The sequence below is a fragment of the Tumebacillus lipolyticus genome (genome assembly GCF_042682745.1).
GTDB classification, from domain to species: domain Bacteria; phylum Bacillota; class Bacilli; order Tumebacillales; family Tumebacillaceae; genus Tumebacillus_A; species Tumebacillus_A lipolyticus.
Genome location: NZ_JBHUIO010000002.1, coordinates 1 through 13,546, shown reverse-complemented (window position 1 = coordinate 13,546; position 13,546 = coordinate 1). Strand labels below are relative to the sequence as shown.

The window sequence follows — 13,546 nt, the reverse complement described above, 5'->3', positions numbered from 1 at the left end:
ACAAAAAAAGAGTGAAGCGATCCGCCCGATGTCGTCAGATCGCTTCACTCATATTATCTTAGAAAGAAAAGAATCCCTTTTCAAGCGTCTTGATGTCTGCCAGAATCTCCTCGCGAGGCATCTCTTCCCCCATCGAGTAAATCTTGCGGATCTGGTTTTTCTCGTCGATCAAAAACAGGGAGCGCGAAGAGTGGATGAAGCTTCCATCCGGTTGCTTTTCCGCGTAGACCCAGTAATCTTCGACAACCTTCTTCGTGGTCGCCACATCACCGCGCAGAATCGACCATCCGTTTTGATCGATGCCCATCGCCTCCGCGTGCTTCTTCAAGACTTCAGGCGTATCTCGCTCCGGATCGAAGGTGATCGTGACAAACTCTACATCTTTGCCGAACAGACCGTCCTCTTTCAACTGCTTCTGAATCTGCACAAGTTGCGCAGTCGTGGTCGGACAGACGTCCGGGCAGTTGGTGAAGATAAACTCGACGATCTTCGTCTTGCCTTTTAGATCGCTGAAGGTCACATCTTTGCCCTCTAAGTTTTGCAACGTGAAGTCGGGCGCGTCGCTTACGATCTCCAGCTGATCGGCAGCCGATTGTTTCCAGAGCCAAAGCCCCGCTACCAGCGCGATCACCAGCAGAATGATCCCCGCCACCCATACTTGTTTCCTGATCCTCATCGTGCTTGTCTCCCTTCAGTCAGCAGGGTTCGTCGTGGACGACGAAGCAGATCGTTATGTCCTGAGCCGGTCGGCTCTTTTTGAACTCCGCCCCGCTAGCTTCTCTCCATCTCTCTCTCGTTCGTGTACACATGAACAAATGTTCATGGACAATGTATCTCGAATCGGATTGACCGTCAACCATGTTGCCACCGATATCAGTTACCAAATTTCGAACAAAGCACGATTTTGCTCTTTTTCATGCCGGGTGCGGCTCTATCGGTGCGAATGATCGCTTTGCGCTGGGCAATCGTGCAGGTCTGTTCGGCCGTTCTTCGTTTCGATCTGAATGGTGGTGTGCGTTAAGCCGAATCGCTCCTTCAACACCGCTTCCAGATTCCGCAACACCTGATCGCTCTTGCTCGCCTCATCGATCACCACATGACCGCTCATCGAGAGAAAGCTGGAGGTGATCGTCCACACATGCAGATCGTATACGTGCTGGACATGAGGTACGGATCGCATCGCTTCCTTGACCTCCCCCAGATCGATCTGCGCAGGGACGACTTCCAACAACACCAGCACAGTATCTTTCAACAGGCGGAAGGAGCTGATCAGCACCAACACCCCGATGATCACGCTGATGATCGGATCGGCATACTTCCAACCGGTGAACATGATGACCAGGGCCGCGCCGATCGCGCCGACCGAACCGAGTGCATCTCCGAGCACGTGCAGGAGCGCACCGCGCACATTGAGGTTGTGCTTGTGTTCGCCACCGCGGGCGAGGAACCATGCGCTGATCAGGTTGGCCAGCAATCCGATCACCGCCACGACGAGCATCAATCCGCTCTGCACCTCAGGTGGATCTTGAAAGCGCTCATACGCTTCCCAAAAGATGTAGATTGTGACGAGAATCAGCGTGAGCGCATTGAACAGCGCAGCTAAAATTTCAGCGCGGTGCAGCCCAAACGTACGGCGCAACGTGGCCGGCTTTCGAGCCAGCCAGATGGCGATCAAGCTGAGCAACAGCGCCGCCACGTCGCTAAACATATGGGCCGCATCGGAGAGCAGCGCCAAGCTGTTCGTCATGATCCCCCCGATCAACTCTGCTACAAACACGCCGCCTGTGATCACAAGCGCGATGGTCAGCGAACGCTTGCTGCCGTCTCCATGATGGTGATGATGATGTCCATGTTTATGATGGTGTCCCATGCCATTCCCTCCTGCACGATGATTTACGGGATTTTCTACGCGGTCTCTCTTTTGTGTTGCTTTTGTCGTTTCGTTTCCATTCTCTGCTGAAAGGTCTGCTTCTTTACTTCCCCGACGTCGCACGTTTTGCTCCGCAAAGTTCTCCCGACCTGTCGATAACAGCACCACTTTGTGAGAACAGTCAGGATGCGCGTACTTCCTTGCAGATTGTACTTGTACCACACTGGGAGCGTATCGATCCCTTTCCTTTTATCACCACTCCGTTTGAAAGTGGTGCAATGCTTTTTTCTCCATCGATTCGTTTTGTATCTCTTCGTCTTTTGTCAATAAAACAAATATATGAACAATTGATCATATATTATTTATAACACATCCTTCCATCTTGTCAAGGCTTACAGAATGGGATTGTTATGGAAGTAGCTGATCGGTGGCACTTCTCTAAGGTGTTTATCATCAGCATCCGTCTGGTAGTCGATGCGCTCATACTCATTAGTTTCGGGGTGCGATGGGGGCAATCATTGTTTTCTCAAGGTCGTCCATCCACTTTTCGCCAAATTCTACGCATCCCAGCCCTTTTCTCGTTTCTTTGATGCGCAGGTAATGTTCCAGCCGCATCTCATCGATGCTTTTGCTATTCGATTTTATTTTACTATTTGACTTCTTATTTAAAATATAATATTATGTGCTCAGGTAGTAAATAACAAATAGTCTGGAGGTTCTCAAATGAACAAAAAATTGATTGCATCTTTAGCCGCCGTTGGTATGATCACTGCTGTTGCAACGGTTGCGTACGCAGGATCGACTACGTACAGCTTCACCCACTCTGGTACCTGGGTTCCTCAAAAGAAAAACTTCACCCTTACTTCGGATGCTTACTTGAACGTTTCAGGGTCTCAAAGCGCTACAGTTTCCGGTGTTACTTCTGCATGCTACTACTCAGTCTACAAGAAGGGCATTATCTTTGATGATGAGATCATTCCGGAGTTCCTTCAAAGTGGAAACCGATCGATCGGTTTCTCGTCCAGCTCTAAACTGAAGTCTGGCGATTACTATCTCGAAGTCGTTTGCAACACCCCTTCGACGACCACTGGCACAATCTCTTGGTAACATGCTGTCATAAGATCAAGCCGTCCTTTCTCTTAACAAAGAATGGGCGGCTTTCTCTTGCTGTAGACGGATTATCTGCTCAGCCAAGCACCCATCCTGATCCACACACCTCTTGCCTTGCTGACTGCGTGGCGTTACCGCGGTCTGGCGGATCTCCTCTGCCATTTTGTTGAACATGCGAGCTTCTGTCGGGGACATCGTTCCGATTCCTTTTTTTTGTTGGCAACTGCAAGCAAAGAAGCCCATCAGACGGCGCTGTCTTCAGCGCGTGATGAGCTTTTATGCTTGCACTTCTCCTAATATTCATAAATGAATATATATTGGCGATAATGCATGATTTTGTGCCGCAAATAGTACCCCAGCTTCTCTAAAGCGCAATTTTTCAAGAAAACACGCTCGGTTTCCCGATGTTATACTAAATTTAAAATATAAGGAGTTGATAAACAGTGAAAAAACTAGCAATTGGTACTCTTGCTGTTTTCTCCGCCCTAGCAATCGCTTCATCCGCTAGTGCAGCCCCTGTTAGCCTTGGTACTTCCAGTCTAACCTCAGCAAGTGTAGAAAGTATCTTCCCCCATTCAAAAGTTGTTCACGTGTACGTAGACTACCCTCTCGGGACGACTGTCCCTTTCTATTATGATTACGCAGATAGTAATTTTTACGTTGGCAGACTTTCCCTGGACGATACTGAAATTATCGGTGACAAGATTCAAGCGCATTACTCAGGGCTTGTGCGCAAGGTGGATAGAATTCCCTAAGGAGGAGGCTCTCGCCTCCTTTTTTATTGATCCAAGCAAATGCTGTGGCCTCTAACCTGCAAGCAAAGAAGCCCACCTCGTGAGAGGTGAGCTTCGGTTGTGCAGATTGGTTTTCTTGATGTCCCTTCTATCGCCTACCCTAAAAAGCGTTCCAGACCAGTCAAGATGTACTTGCTGGTTGTATACGAATCGTTATAGCTATACACTCTGATGTAATGCTTTTTTCCTTGTAAGTTTCGCACAATCTTTTCGTCTTTGTTTCCGCTATTCTTAGAAGACGCGACCAAGTTGAAGTTTGCGTCATAGAGTTCTAAGTCGTAATCATAAGTTACAGTAGCACTGTTCTTGGGAACCTGCAAAGTGATTTCCAATTCATTCTGACTTGAACTTGTGACCTCGTAAAAATCTTCATCCCATCCACTTTTAGTTGATGTTGTAGGATCTCCCCAAAGGCTTGCCAAAATCGCAAATGGTTTTTGCCCAATCGGATACGCGTCTGCAAACTTATCGTTGTTCTCATAGCCGTCCTGATAATTTGCCGCATTTACTCCATGAGGAGCGACCGCGAGTGTGAGAACTAAAGCAGAGAGCATTCCAACAACCAATTTCTTCATCAATAACACCCCTTCTTTTTTGTAATTACATATTCATGTTACCGGATAATCATTTTATATGTTATCCTGAATTTGGCTGATTTCGTTTTCACAACATTACTATTTCGCGTGCATTCAGGTATGAACGGCTAGTAGATATTCATTTATGCATATTTGTTTGGTTATCCCAGAAGAGCTCGAACCTGCGACCGACAGATTAAGACTCGGCCGCTCTGCCAACTGAGCGATAGGCCCGGCTAATTGCTAGAGCAGCTCTCAAGCAGAGGCCAAGACATGCGGTCTCTGCTTTTTGTGCCCTGCTCCCCTCGATTCGATCTTTCCTCCCCGATTATCTGTAACACAGGCTCCTTATTTTTTGCCACACCTGTTTCCCCTTTTTCTGCTCCCATATCTCGATGATAGAATGACATGTGCGATCACGAATGTCCTCATCTACGCCCACAATGCATCCAGAAAGCATGATTACCGATGAAGGAACAGAGATGTTACAATAGTCGGTGAGTTATGGTTTGGAAGTGGAGGGTCTCCTCATGATCACAAGAGAACAACTGGAAAACAATCAAGTATGGGTCTATATTGCAACGCTTGCACTCGCTGCAGGAGTGGGATTGCTCTGGACAGATTTCGGTTCGAACCTCGTCAGCTGGATTTCGATCAGCCTCGGCATCCTGATGTACGGGATGTTTTCTCAGATCCCATTTTTTCGCATCAAAGAAGCGCTGAGCAATCGGCGATTTATCTATGCGCTGCTCACCGTCAACTATTTGTTCATCCCGATCCTCGTTTGGATCTTGACGCGGTTTCTTCCTGATCACCCGCCGCTGTTGCTCGGCGTTTTTCTCGTCCTGCTCACACCTTGCATCGATTATGTCATCGTCTTCACCCAGCTTGGGCGCGGCAATGAAAAATTGATCCTCATCGCCACTCCCCTGCTTTTTGTCACCCAGATGTTGCTGTTGCCCGTCTACCTATGGCTTTTTATGGGCGAGGAAGCGTCGAAGCTTGTGCACTTTGCACCGTTCTTCGAATCATTCTTCGAGCTGATCGCGCTCCCGTTAGCCATCGCTTTGCTCATCCAAGCGGTAGCGAAACGAGGTCGGCTGGGGGCAGGTCTTCTGGAAGCTTCAGCTTGGATTCCCGTACCTTTCATGGCGATCACACTATTCGTCATCGTCGCCTCCCAAATCGGCAAGCTGTCCGGGTCTTTCGAGATGATTCGATCTGTGATCCCCATCTACATCGCTTTTATGGCGATCACGCCTTTTATCTCCCGTTTTCTCGCCCGATGGTTCAAACTGGATATCGGGGCGGGGCGCGCGTTAATCTTCAGCGGTGCAACCCGCAACTCGCTGGTGGTTCTTCCCTTCGCGCTAGCTTTACCTGCAGACACCAGCAGCTTGGTCACCGCTGTCATCGTGACGCAGACACTGGTTGAAATCATCGGGGAATTGATCTATATCCGTCTTGTTCCAAAGTTGATCCTGAGAGGAGATGCGATGGTAAGCTCGGTTTAGCCAGCGTGCAACGGCGACCGGGTCGAGCTGAGCAGGGCGCTATGCTGGTGGTGGTAGGCTGATTCGGGCGCCGTTGCCGGCTGGCCGATATAATTCCAAAACAAAACCGCCTCTATCGAACATAGAGACGGTTTTGTTTTTAGTTCAATTTTCCCTTTTTCTTTTCTTTCCTATAATCCTTATAGGCTAAAAAAGCAACAACAATAAAACATATACTAACTATCCGGAAGATCAAAGCTAAACTAATCCATTTAGCGAAAATACCTAGTACAAATGCGCTAACTCCAACACCAACGTCAAAACTGGAAAAAAAAGTCGCATTGGCCGCTCCGCTTTTTTCTTTACTTACCTTCTGAACCGCCCATGTTTGCAAGGAAGGTGTTACTGTTCCATATCCTGCACCAAATAAAATCGCCGCGATAATAAGCTGAAGATCATTGGTTGCATAAGACAAGATGAGCAGCGACAAAAATCCTAATATGGCTGATCCGATGATGATCAACCACGGCCCTTTGTTATCATAACATTTGCCAGTAAACGGACGTAATGCAGTTGAGACGGCCGCATTGATAAGGAAGAACAGAAAAATACGATCCAATCCCTGTTCTTGACCGAAAAGAACGAGGAAAGTAACAACAGCTCCAAAAGGAAACGTTGTGATTACCATCAAGAGTGCGGGAAACCATGCGTCTTTTTCGAAAATCGTTTTCACAAATTGAAAGGTTGGTTTCTCACCCTGAACAGGAGCAGGTGACCGCATCGCTAGAAGCGTCATTACTGCCAAAAAACTGAGTGCTACGGATGACCATATCAAATGTTGGAAGGAGAAAGAGTCGTAGATAAAGATACCTACACTCGGTGCTATGATCGCACCAACCGTTGTGGAAACGGAAAAATACCCCATCCCCTCTCCTAATCGTTTCTTGGGAATTAAATCGACTGCGATCGTACTATTGGCGGTTGTTGATACTCCCCAGGCAATGCCATGGAAAAAACGGAAAAAGAGAAACAGCCATACATTGCTGAGGAAAGGATATACAAGCGTAATAAGCATCAACGCTGCACTTGCACCAATGGTTAATCGTTTCCGTTGGTTATCAATCAAGTAGTAGCCCACAAAAGGTCTGATTAGCACAGCGCCGATCGAAAATAACGCTGTGACCAAACCTACTTGAATAGAAGATGCATGGATAGACAACAAATAGGCTGGCAAAATTGGGAGCAACATTTCAAACCCAATAAAAACGAAAAAGTTGCTGAAAAATAACAAAAGAAATGACTTGTTTACGATTCTTTGATTACCCATATTTCTCCCTCGCTTCTAAATTATTGTGTTTAATTTAGAAGCGCTTGGAACACTGAAACGTTTTTGAATCGGCTAATATCTCTAGTCAATTCAACTCACCTCTCTGCTATAAATTAAAAATCCTCTATATTAGATCGCCTCATTCACCGCCACAAAAACACGAATCCCCATAAGACAAGGATATAAATCATTAAAAAGCGGATGTTTATTCCGCGCAAACTAATACATGGCCGCTAATTAAGATTAGCGGCCATAGAGTATTTTCAAAGCCTATACTTGCTGTTCGCCAATGTTTCGATAAAGATCAAAATAACATGTTCGCTAATGTAAGTCAAGATTCGGCGACTTGGCTAATGAGAGAGGCGACCCGAATTTCGGAACAGGGCGAAAGCTTCTTGCAGCACATACTCCATCTCGCTCCAAGCGTCTTCAGATACGATCGGCATCTGCCCCCTCCTTGCCACTGCCGCCCCACACCTCGCCCTTATCCCACCAGCGATCGAAAAGCCACATCCGGTGCGGTAAGCCGTGTCCATTTGATCACGGCCTGTTCATTCTAAGAGTGTCGCTTGCCCTTACATCCAACCCGCCAAGTATTCAGCATCTTCCCCTACGCCCATCAACAGCGCTGAACCTCTTCTATATTGCCACGACAGCCCGAGGAAAAAGATCCCCGGCACCGGTGTCTTACCGCGCTGATGAATCACGTTTCCATCCTCATCAAACAATCCTGATAACTTGATCCACCTGTAATCACTGCGATATCCGGTTGCCCAAATAATATTTTGAACTTCACAAGACGAACCGTCTTCAAATACGATCTCGTTGCCATTGGCAGACTTCGTTCTCGGGCGCAATTGAATCGCGCCCGATTTTAAAAACGCTTTGACTTCAAACCCGATAATCGGGTCGTTTTTGCGAATGAATCTGCCTAGCTTGCTATCTACAGTGGCCTTTGCAACTCCAGTTAGATCCATCCATTTGAAGATGCTGCGTCCCATCCACTCTTTTGGCAAAAATTTCATCTCTTTCCCGACCGACAGGATGACCTGATGCTTTTCGGTCAGCTCCTGTGCAATCTGAACACCAGAGTTTCCAGCTCCTACCACGAGGACAGCTCCGTCGCGCAACGGGGACGGATCGCGATAATCGGCCGCATGTATTTGAAACACGCTGTCTGCCACAGTTCCAGATAATGCCGGGGTAAACGGTTTTTGAAACGCTCCGATTGCAACCACCACTTTATGAGCGTGAATGTCTCCACGACTCGTGGAGATTCGAAAACCGTTCGGAACCGCTTGTAGCGCCTGCACAGAAGTGTTGAGCATGACTGGCATCTGGAAATGCTCCGCATACATTTCTAAATAGTCGGCTACTTCGTCTTTGGTGGGATATCCTTTTGGTTCTCCAATCATCTTGAGCCCTGGCAATGCTGAATACTCTCGCGGGGTGAACAGTTCCAACGATTGATACCTGTTTCGCCAAGAGTCGCCTACTCTTGGATGCTCTTCCAGAAGCGTATAGGATACGCCTTTTTGACCTAAGTGGTATCCCATGGACAGCCCCGCTTGTCCTGCGCCGATTACCACGACTTCAAAGTTGTATTCCATCAGACCATCACCCTTTCCAGAATTACGACCGATCGAAAGGCAAGCATCAATTTCGATGGCAGCCGTTTTTGTCTTCCGCTTTAACGACTAAGCATGAGTCGCATGGCATTGGCGACAACGATCAACGTAGCGCCACGATCAGCGATCACAGCTAAGTATGAAGAATGCCTGCTTCATCACGATCACATATTATATATGATCATATGTTCATATATTTGTGATAAAGATACACGGACAGGTGTATTTTGTCAATCTTCCAATGTCAACCGATACTATCAAACAACCTTCCTGCTCTAGCTCGGAAGGTTGTTTTTGAATTTCTATTTTTGATTTATTGCACCTTGATCATCGCTCTACCCCTTTAGACCATATCGAGGATATCCTCGATAGTCCTACAGCCTGAGAGGTGCTCATCCTACTCCTGTGTTATGGGTAAATAATCATTTGTACTGAGCATGCCAATCATGAACATCAAATTTTTTTGATTTGACCTTGCACATTCTTTCCAGATCGAATAAAATGTCTGCAGAGAGACAAATCAAAGATTTTTGATATGAGGTGTACAAAATGCAAGAGCTCCCAATGACCTCGGAAGTATCCGCCGATCTATTTAAGAAATACGAAGCGAAGTTCAAAGCGCTCTCGGACGCGAAGCGTCTGCACATCATGAACTTGCTGGTTCAACACGGCAAGGTATGCGTGTGTGATCTGGTCGAGATGATCGATATGCCGCAATCCAATCTCTCGTACCATTTGAAGATCTTGCTCGATCAGGAGCTGATTCAAGTGGAGATGCAGGGAAAGTGGAACTACTACCAAATCAATCAAAAAGAAGTCAACCACATCCTCTCCGACGAGCTTTGCTGTCTCTTCCGACTGAAAGGTCCTTCCGGCTGCTAATTTTTTTGATCCTCATATCAAACTTTTTTGATCTGAATGCACTCCAAAACCAAAACCAAAACCAGAGAGGAAGATCTCCAATGTCTCAGTTGCGTATGCATCTTGCCATCAATGTAAAGTCGCTTGAAGCGAACCTCCAGTTTTACAAAGCCTTTTTCGGAGCAGAACCGACCAAAGTGAAGGAAAACTATGCGAAGTTTGAGCTGAACAACCCACCGTTGCACTTCTCGATGAACGTTTGTCCCTATGAGAACAGTGGTGCACTTAATCATCTTGGATTCCAAGTGCAGGGTACAGAACAGGTGCTTGCACACAAAGCTCGTCTCCAAGCAGCCGGCCTTGTATCTCTTGATGAAATCAACACTACCTGCTGCTATGCTGTACAGGATAAGATCTGGGTCCATGATCCGGAAGGCAATGCGTGGGAGATCTTCTACACGAAAGCAGACTCCGAGTTCGAGTCAGCTCAAGCTCCAAAAGCAGAAGCGATTTGCTGTGCACCGTCGGCCCCCTCTGAACCGGCTTCCGTCGATTCCTGTTGCAAGTAATTAGGCAAAGTCCATCCCTACGATGGACTATGCTTTTGCTTCTAGAGAAATGTAAAAGCATCTCGATTGACATGTATATAAGCATATGATTATATACTGATGAGGTGATGAGATGGAGATCGAAGTTTTGGAGGAATGCTTCAAAGCCCTAGCAGATAAGACACGCTTGCGCATTCTCGCCTTGTTGAGAAGTGAAGAACTATGTGTTTGTGAGCTCGTCGAGATCTTGCAGATGACACAGCCTGCCATTTCTCAGCACTTAAGAAAACTCAAAAACGCAAAGCTGGTGCAAGAGCGTCGAGAAGGACAGTGGATCTTCTACTCTTTAGATGGCTCGCTTTATCCGTTCCTACAAGAAAACCTGAAAGTTCTTCCGGACATGGGCAGTCAGATTGAGGAACTCAAGCAGAAAGGCCTTAAAGGGGTACCGCCAACAAAACGCGGAAAACGTACGCTAAGCGAAAATGATGCAAAAGAAAACGAATATAGCGAGGTCACCAATGGATATCCAATTATATCCACATGTTTGGTCTTGGTGACAGCGACGCCCCTTTTTCATGTCCATTTATCTTAAGATTTCATGGACGTTCATTCTAGACTATATTGTAGATGTTTGTCTGTGAAAATAAAGTATTAGATTGCTGGATTCTTGGCAATGAGCTCAAGCTCGGTTGCAACTTGATCAAGTGGCGTGCGGGTATCAATTTCAATTGTAGCTCCAGCACGTAATAGAGGCTCGACAGTGTTGACATAGTGTACAATTTCTTCACGTTGTTCGGCAGTTTTTCCATATTCGTTCGTCTTTCGGGAAGCCACACGTTCAAGGATTACTTCAAGGGGGGCGCTTAACAGCACTATTGCATCAAACCTCGAGTAAAATTTACCCTGATTTGATACTGTACCTGAAATGAATAAAGCACCTTCGGTATGTCTAGTGAGCAGCGTATCGATGCGATCCTCTCGCCACAACCACCCGGAACCATCCACATTCTCACTCCACCCATCGTAATCAGTGTCGATAACTCTATGCCCTCTACGAGCAAGTTCGACCAGAACCGTTGATTTCCCTGTACCCGACATCCCTGTCACCAGAATTATCGCCTTCTTATTTGATGTTGAATCCGAAGAGTTCATCATATTTTTTACCCCTTTTTCATCGAAAATAGATTATGTCAATAATAACACTTAGTAGAGGGCTTCGGGTGATAACTGTATCGTAAAGTAAGTAACGACGATTTCGCTACCGGGAAACGTTAGTTGAACTTTGCTCAGCTGCGATTTACGAAAAGCGAGCCCCTTGAACAGGTATTGTGTTAACACTTCCAACGCTCTTCATTACGCTAGTCGGTTTATACTTCTGGTTGACAATTATTCAGTAGATGAAAGGATGAGAATCATGGCTGATTTCCGTATACACGTCGCAATTAATGTAACGAACCTTGAGGAGAATTTGGAGTTTTACCTCGCTTTTTTTTGGCACCGAACCAACTAAAGTCAAAGAGAACCACGCAAAGTTCGAACTGAACAATCCTCCCCTTCATTTCTCGATGAATGCACAGGAAATTCTTGCCGCAGCCAAATTGCAGAAGGGTTCGGGAAAAAGTATTTGGGTGACCGATTTGAGGTTCGAAGTGCAGGCATCGAAGCACATGGTCTGAACCCGAGTGCTGTCAAATCGATGGCTAAGAAAGGGATCGACATCTCGAAACAAACTTCGGACATCATCGATCCGGAAGTTATGCATCTTGCCATCAATGTAAAGGCTCTTGAACCGAACCTCCAGTTTTACAAAGCCTTTTTCGGAACAGAACCGACCAAGGTGAAGGAAAACTATGCGAAATTTGAGCTGAACAACCCACCGTTGCACTTCTCGATGAACGTTCGTCCCTATGAGAACCGTGGTGCACTTAATCATCTTGGATTCCAAGTGCAGGGCACAGAACAGGTGATTGCACACAAAGCTCGTCTCCAAGCAGCCGGCCTTGTATCTCTTGATGAAATCAACACTACCTGCTGCTATGCTGTACAGGATAAGATTTGGGTCCATGATCCGGAAGGAAATGCGTGGGAGATCTTCTACACGAAAGCGGACTCCGAGTTCGAGTCAGCTCAAGCTCCACAAGCAGGATCGATTTGCTGTGCACCGTCGGCCCCCTCTGAACTGGCTTCCGTCGATTCCTGTTGCAAGTAAATAGGCAAAGTCCATCCCTACGATGGACTATGCTTTTGCTTCTGGAGAAATGTAAAAGCATCTCGATTGACATGTATATAAGCATATGATTATATACTGATGAGGTGATGAGATGGAGATCGAAGTTTTGGAGGAATGCTTCAAAGCCCTAGCAGATAAGACACGCTTGCGCATTCTCGCCTTGTTGAGAAGTGAAGAACTATGTGTTTGTGAGCTCGTCGAGATCTTGCAGATGACACAGCCTGCCATTTCTCAGCACTTAAGAAAACTCAAAAACGCAAAGCTGGTGCAAGAGCGTCGAGAAGGACAGTGGATCTTCTACTCTTTAGATGGCTCGCTTTATCCGTTCCTACAAGAAAACCTGAAAGTTCTTCCGGACATGGGCAGTCAGATTGAGGAACTCAAAACAAAAGGCCGCAAAGTATGTTGTAGGTAAACATCTCTCGTTAAAAGGAGTGGTTGGAAATATGTCTTCAATGGCATGGATTGCGATTGCCATCTTTGCGATCACTCTGGTCTTTGTGATTTGGCAACCGAAAGGGCTTTCCATTGGCTGGTCGGCTTCCGGAGGGGCAATGCTCGCACTCCTTTGCGGAGTTGTGAGTTTCGCCGATGTTTGGACAGTCACCGGGATCGTTTGGAATGCTACGTTAGCTTTTGTTGCGATCATTCTCATCTCCTTGCTACTGGATGAGATCGGCTTTTTTGAGTGGTCAGCTCTTCACATGGCCCGTCTAGCGAAAGGCAACGGTCGCTTGATGTTCGTGTATGTCGTATTTTTAGGGGCTGCGGTCGCTGCCTTGTTTGCAAATGATGGTGCCGCTCTAATCCTCACTCCCATCGTACTCGCTCAGGTTCGAGCGCTGAAGTTACCTGACAAGATGATATTTCCGTTCATACTCGCGAGCGGCTTTATCGCGGATACGACATCGCTTCCTTTCGTCGTGAGCAACCTGGTGAACATCGTTTCGGCCGACTATTTCAACATTGGGTTCGTTGAATACGCCAGCAGAATGATCATTCCCAACTTCTTCTCGCTCGCGGCCAGTTTGTTGGTTTTGTACCTTTTCTTCCGGAATATCCAGCGCGTGACACCTGTTCAAGCAACGTGTTTTGCCTTATTGCCAC

Annotated in this window: 15 protein-coding genes; 9 read left to right on the top strand and 6 right to left on the bottom strand. The window is 46.8% G+C overall.

Going from position 1 to position 13,546, the window contains the following annotated elements; all coding sequences use genetic code 11:
* Positions 1 to 58 precede the first annotated feature (58 nt).
* Positions 59 to 676 carry an SCO family protein gene (locus tag ACFSOY_RS00100; protein ID WP_386043145.1) on the bottom strand — a complete coding sequence of 206 codons (618 nt, stop codon included), beginning with the start codon at positions 674 to 676 and terminating at the stop codon, positions 59 to 61.
* 255 nt (positions 677 to 931) lie between these two features.
* On the bottom strand, positions 932 to 1,870 hold the full coding sequence (locus ACFSOY_RS00095; RefSeq protein WP_386043143.1) for a cation diffusion facilitator family transporter: 939 nt from the start codon (positions 1,868 to 1,870) through the stop codon (positions 932 to 934).
* Between the two features lie 723 nt (positions 1,871 to 2,593).
* Here ACFSOY_RS00095 and ACFSOY_RS00090 point away from each other — a divergent pair.
* Positions 2,594 to 2,977 (top strand): hypothetical protein, encoded by a 384-nt coding sequence (locus tag ACFSOY_RS00090; RefSeq protein WP_386043141.1) that lies wholly within the window; start codon positions 2,594 to 2,596, stop codon positions 2,975 to 2,977.
* A 446-nt stretch (positions 2,978 to 3,423) separates the two neighbouring features.
* On the top strand, positions 3,424 to 3,735 hold the full coding sequence (locus tag ACFSOY_RS00085; protein WP_386043139.1) for a hypothetical protein: 312 nt from the start codon (positions 3,424 to 3,426) through the stop codon (positions 3,733 to 3,735).
* 134 nt (positions 3,736 to 3,869) lie between these two features.
* Here the strand turns inward: ACFSOY_RS00085 and ACFSOY_RS00080 are convergent, their stop codons facing one another.
* The gene (locus ACFSOY_RS00080) at positions 3,870 to 4,349 is read right to left on the bottom strand and encodes a hypothetical protein (protein ID WP_386043137.1); all 480 of its coding nucleotides are present in this window, start codon (positions 4,347 to 4,349) and stop codon (positions 3,870 to 3,872) included.
* Between the two features lie 530 nt (positions 4,350 to 4,879).
* Between ACFSOY_RS00080 and ACFSOY_RS00075 the strand changes: the two genes are divergently transcribed.
* Entirely contained in the window at positions 4,880 to 5,863 is a 984-nt protein-coding gene (locus ACFSOY_RS00075; RefSeq protein ID WP_386043135.1) for an arsenic resistance protein, read from the top strand.
* A 139-nt stretch (positions 5,864 to 6,002) separates the two neighbouring features.
* Here the strand turns inward: ACFSOY_RS00075 and ACFSOY_RS00070 are convergent, their stop codons facing one another.
* On the bottom strand, positions 6,003 to 7,169 hold the full coding sequence (locus ACFSOY_RS00070) for an MFS transporter (RefSeq protein WP_386043133.1): 1,167 nt from the start codon (positions 7,167 to 7,169) through the stop codon (positions 6,003 to 6,005).
* 575 nt (positions 7,170 to 7,744) lie between these two features.
* Positions 7,745 to 8,779, bottom strand: a complete 1,035-nt coding sequence (locus ACFSOY_RS00065) for a flavin-containing monooxygenase (protein ID WP_386043131.1) — start codon at positions 8,777 to 8,779, stop codon at positions 7,745 to 7,747.
* 567 nt (positions 8,780 to 9,346) lie between these two features.
* Between ACFSOY_RS00065 and ACFSOY_RS00060 the strand changes: the two genes are divergently transcribed.
* The 3 genes from ACFSOY_RS00060 to ACFSOY_RS00050 all read left to right on the top strand — a co-directional run bounded on the left by ACFSOY_RS00060 (position 9,347) and on the right by ACFSOY_RS00050 (position 10,801).
* A complete protein-coding gene (locus ACFSOY_RS00060) occupies positions 9,347 to 9,679 on the top strand; it encodes an ArsR/SmtB family transcription factor (protein ID WP_386043129.1) in 333 nt (110 codons plus the stop codon).
* Between the two features lie 80 nt (positions 9,680 to 9,759).
* Positions 9,760 to 10,227, top strand: a complete 468-nt coding sequence (locus ACFSOY_RS00055; protein ID WP_386043127.1) for an ArsI/CadI family heavy metal resistance metalloenzyme — start codon at positions 9,760 to 9,762, stop codon at positions 10,225 to 10,227.
* Between the two features lie 112 nt (positions 10,228 to 10,339).
* Positions 10,340 to 10,801 (top strand): ArsR/SmtB family transcription factor, encoded by a 462-nt coding sequence (locus ACFSOY_RS00050; RefSeq protein ID WP_386043125.1) that lies wholly within the window; start codon positions 10,340 to 10,342, stop codon positions 10,799 to 10,801.
* A 59-nt stretch (positions 10,802 to 10,860) separates the two neighbouring features.
* On the opposite strand, the gene ACFSOY_RS00045 is transcribed toward ACFSOY_RS00050, so the two are convergent.
* Complete coding sequence (locus ACFSOY_RS00045) at positions 10,861 to 11,364, bottom strand: AAA family ATPase (protein ID WP_386043123.1); 504 nt, start codon at positions 11,362 to 11,364, stop codon at positions 10,861 to 10,863.
* A gap of 442 nt (positions 11,365 to 11,806) precedes the next feature.
* Here ACFSOY_RS00045 and ACFSOY_RS00040 point away from each other — a divergent pair, with 442 nt between their 5' ends.
* The 3 genes from ACFSOY_RS00040 to ACFSOY_RS00030 all read left to right on the top strand — a co-directional run.
* Positions 11,807 to 12,418 (top strand): ArsI/CadI family heavy metal resistance metalloenzyme, encoded by a 612-nt coding sequence (locus ACFSOY_RS00040; protein WP_417852002.1) that lies wholly within the window; start codon positions 11,807 to 11,809, stop codon positions 12,416 to 12,418.
* Between the two features lie 112 nt (positions 12,419 to 12,530).
* Positions 12,531 to 12,854 (top strand): ArsR/SmtB family transcription factor, encoded by a 324-nt coding sequence (locus ACFSOY_RS00035; RefSeq protein WP_386043121.1) that lies wholly within the window; start codon positions 12,531 to 12,533, stop codon positions 12,852 to 12,854.
* 40 nt (positions 12,855 to 12,894) lie between these two features.
* On the top strand, positions 12,895 to 13,546 hold a 652-nt coding region (locus tag ACFSOY_RS00030; RefSeq protein WP_386044432.1), incomplete at its 3' end, for an ArsB/NhaD family transporter.

What these genes read in the sequence shown, in the direction of transcription:
- ACFSOY_RS00050 (WP_386043125.1), top strand. Translation starts at nt 10,340, where the DNA reads ATGGAGATCGAAGTTTTGGAGGAATGCTTCAAAGCCCTAGCAGATAAG.
- ACFSOY_RS00090 (WP_386043141.1), top strand. Translation starts at nt 2,594, where the DNA reads ATGAACAAAAAATTGATTGCATCTTTAGCCGCCGTTGGTATGATCACT.
- ACFSOY_RS00035 (WP_386043121.1), top strand. Translation starts at nt 12,531, where the DNA reads ATGGAGATCGAAGTTTTGGAGGAATGCTTCAAAGCCCTAGCAGATAAG.
- ACFSOY_RS00045 (WP_386043123.1), bottom strand. Translation starts at nt 11,364, where the DNA reads ATGATGAACTCTTCGGATTCAACATCAAATAAGAAGGCGATAATTCTG.
- ACFSOY_RS00100 (WP_386043145.1), bottom strand. Translation starts at nt 676, where the DNA reads ATGAGGATCAGGAAACAAGTATGGGTGGCGGGGATCATTCTGCTGGTG.
- ACFSOY_RS00075 (WP_386043135.1), top strand. Translation starts at nt 4,880, where the DNA reads ATGATCACAAGAGAACAACTGGAAAACAATCAAGTATGGGTCTATATT.
- ACFSOY_RS00095 (WP_386043143.1), bottom strand. Translation starts at nt 1,870, where the DNA reads ATGGGACACCATCATAAACATGGACATCATCATCACCATCATGGAGAC.
- ACFSOY_RS00080 (WP_386043137.1), bottom strand. Translation starts at nt 4,349, where the DNA reads ATGAAGAAATTGGTTGTTGGAATGCTCTCTGCTTTAGTTCTCACACTC.
- ACFSOY_RS00060 (WP_386043129.1), top strand. Translation starts at nt 9,347, where the DNA reads ATGCAAGAGCTCCCAATGACCTCGGAAGTATCCGCCGATCTATTTAAG.
- ACFSOY_RS00055 (WP_386043127.1), top strand. Translation starts at nt 9,760, where the DNA reads ATGTCTCAGTTGCGTATGCATCTTGCCATCAATGTAAAGTCGCTTGAA.
- ACFSOY_RS00070 (WP_386043133.1), bottom strand. Translation starts at nt 7,169, where the DNA reads ATGGGTAATCAAAGAATCGTAAACAAGTCATTTCTTTTGTTATTTTTC.
- ACFSOY_RS00065 (WP_386043131.1), bottom strand. Translation starts at nt 8,779, where the DNA reads ATGGAATACAACTTTGAAGTCGTGGTAATCGGCGCAGGACAAGCGGGG.